This window comes from Salegentibacter sp. (genome assembly GCF_036568425.1).
GTDB lineage: Bacteria > Bacteroidota > Bacteroidia > Flavobacteriales > Flavobacteriaceae > Salegentibacter.
The window spans coordinates 1-3,168 of sequence record NZ_DATCSO010000119.1 but is presented as its reverse complement, the minus strand read 5'-3'; the positions used below and the strand labels follow the sequence as shown (position 1 = coordinate 3,168).

Genomic DNA, 3,168 nt, shown 5'->3' with positions numbered 1-3,168 from the left:
ATTTGATTATCGAGACCATCGCTATTTAATGATAAAATTGACCCCCCACCCGTAGGCATTGCGCTTAAGGCGGTATTCTCCTCCTCATTAACAATGACCAGCGTTGCCTCGGTACGGTATTTTGGGATGGTATAACGGTTATAGAGGTAAGCTACTAAGCCTCCAAGCAGTAACCCTAAAACAATCCATTTCCAGTGGGTGAGGTATTTAAAAATTTCTGCCTTGAGATCAAAATTAGATTCTTCTTGCTCTTGCGTGAAGTCGTTGAGTTCTTCCATAAAATTAGAGACTATTGATTAGCAGATACATACTTATAATCGTAGTTCCCAAAGAAATTATACCTTGATAACTGGTAAAAAACCCAGCCGATTTCACAGCCCTGTATGTTGGTTCTACGTAAACAATATCATTTTGCTTTAAATAATAATAAGGATTTTTAAATACATCCTGTGCATCTGTAAGATCCACCCTTCCATAAGATTTGACCCCATCTTTCTCTCTTATCACTAAAATGTTTTGTCTCCTCCCATTATAGCTGATATCCCCAACTTCAGCGATCAATTCCGGTACAGTAATACGTCCATCGCTAACCTCTACCCGCGTTGCACCTGTTTCCCCAAGCACGGTTACCTTAAAATTGACAATTCTCACATCCACAACGGCATCAGTTACAAAGTTTCGAATCTTTTTCTGTAGGTTTTGCTGGACTTCACTTCGTTTTAACCCAGCCACTTCAACAGCGCCTAAAACAGGAAACTGGATATAACCTTCCGGGTCTACCAGATAACCGGTTAAAGACATATTCTGGCCTCCACCTCCGCCGCCGGCTTGTTGGCCCTGGGTATTAGGCTGAAAGGGTTTTACCACTTCCTCGTTAATGGAGGAAACCTTTATTCGCAAGACATCATTAGGCTCAATAACAGGTTCATAATCCATGATATTTTCATAGCCTTCCAATTCTTCAATATTATGAAAATAAACCACCTCTTTTTTGGTGGAACAACTAAAAATTAAAAAACTTGCTGAAAGTAGCAGTAGGTATTTTTTCATTTGGGTTTTTATTGATCTTCCATGAGCTTATATAATTCGCATTCCTTCATGGGATTTATACCATTTTCACGTTATACTCATCATATAAAAATGGAATAGTCTCTTATATTCTTTTTTGTTTTGAAATCCATAAGCCAGCAACATGCTGGTTTTATTTATTTATCAGTTTTTTTTCTTTATTGTCTAAACGTTCAAAAGAGGAATTATTGCTTTTAAACTCCGGGATGAGATCTTTAAGTCTCTGAACAACCTTATCTGCTTTTAATTTATTGGCAGAAGCGATAATCTCTTCAACCTTTCCACTTATTAGTTCATAATCACGAACAACTTCCTGCCCTATCATAATTTTTTTATGGTGAGTAGGCAGGGTTTTGCATTCGTCATTAAGCAGTTCTTCATAAAGCTTTTCCCCGGGCCTTAGCCCGGTAATTTTTATTTTGATATTTTTATTAGGATCATAACCTGCAAGCTTGATCATTTTTATTGCCAGATCCATTATCTTTACTGGCTCCCCCATATCAAAAACAAAAATCTCTCCTCCTTTTCCCATAGTCCCGGCTTCCAGCACAAGCTGACAGGCTTCAGGAATGGTCATAAAATACCTAATGATATCCGGGTGAGTAATAGTTACCGGACCTCCTTTTTCTATCTGTTTTTTGAATAAAGGAACAACCGAGCCATTCGATCCTAAAACATTTCCGAAGCGGGTAGTAATAAATTTGGTAGGATTCGGATTGGTTGCCAGTTGACTATGAAAAAGCGACTGCACATACATTTCGGCTGTTCGTTTAGAAGCTCCCATAACATTGCTAGGATTTACAGCTTTATCTGTAGAAATCATTACAAAATGTCCTACTTTATATTTAATAGATAAATCAGCCAGATTCTTAGTACCAGCAATATTTACGAACACCGCCTCATGCGGATTTTCTTCCATCAGGGGAACGTGTTTGTATGCTGCCGCATGATAAATAACATCAATATCATTATTGCGAAACATCAGTTCCAGGCGTCTTATATTACCTACATCGCAAATGATGAATTTACAATTAAGCTCGGGGAACCTGGATTCTATATCCAACTTTAAATTGTGTAAAGGAGTTTCTGCCTGATCTAGAATTATAAGACGTTTAGGACTATAACTTGCCACCTGTCTAACGATCTCACTGCCTATAGAGCCGGCTCCTCCGGTTACCAGAATAGTTTTCCCGGTTAATTGTTCAATTTTATTCTGAACGTCCAGATTAATAGGCTCCCGCTCCAGCAGATCTTCAATCTGAAGGGATTTCACTTTTTGAGCGATAGGCTCTCCTTCGCCCCAGGTAGAAACAATAGGGGCGTTATAAACTTTTATACCATGTTCGAGACAATCTTCCACAATCCCGAATTTCTCTTCAGCGCTTAAGTTGAATTCAGATAGAATTACTGCATTGGCACCTAGACTTTTTACCGCATGGTATATTTTTCCGGTATGGCTAATAACCGGTTTATCAAGTAGGCGAATACTCTTATTTAATTTTTCCTGGGTCAAGAACCCCACCACTTTAAACCTTTTTGGATGTTCAATATCCAGGGCTCCCGCCACAGAAATCGCATTTTCATCAGCCCCGATGATTACTGCATTAATAAGCTGCTCGTTTTTCTGAATCAACTTGAAGTATTCATAAACCTGCTTTACCCCAAGTCTGAAAAGAAATAACAAGGAGAAGGTCGCACAAAGGTTTATCAATAAACCTCCTATCAAAAAGATCTTCTCTTCTATTACAAAATATGTTATATAACTAATGAGTACCAGGGTGAAAAATGAACTCAGGGTAGCCAGGAGAAGTTTAAGCGCATCAATATTCGAGGAATGCCTGATGATTCCGGCATAAGTTTTAAAAACATAAAAATAAAATATATGTACACTAACCACTAATATGCCTTTATCATAAAAGCTGAGAAGCGTATAATATCGTGGGGTAAGGTCTACCAGGATAAGAACTGTAAACAAGGTCGCTACCGCCACCAGGGCTATATCTATAAGAAGAACGGCCCATCTTGGGAGATATCGCATATTGCGCAGATCCAAAGAACTGTCGGCACCTGACAATATATTTTTAAGAATTTTGACTAAAT

At 38.4% G+C, this 3,168-nt stretch carries 2 protein-coding genes and 1 pseudogene; all 3 read right to left on the bottom strand.

Annotated elements, in window-relative coordinates; translation table 11 throughout:
- Positions 1–278, bottom strand: a pseudogene (locus tag VIM94_RS11950) (tyrosine protein kinase); the annotation flags it as partial.
- Positions 279–282: 4 nt separating this feature from the next.
- On the bottom strand, positions 283–1,050 hold the full coding sequence (locus VIM94_RS11945; protein ID WP_332039528.1) for a polysaccharide biosynthesis/export family protein: 768 nt from the start codon (positions 1,048–1,050) through the stop codon (positions 283–285).
- Positions 1,051–1,201: 151 nt separating this feature from the next.
- A partial coding sequence (locus VIM94_RS11940) for a nucleoside-diphosphate sugar epimerase/dehydratase (RefSeq protein ID WP_332039527.1) occupies positions 1,202–3,168 on the bottom strand: 1,967 nt, incomplete at its 5' end.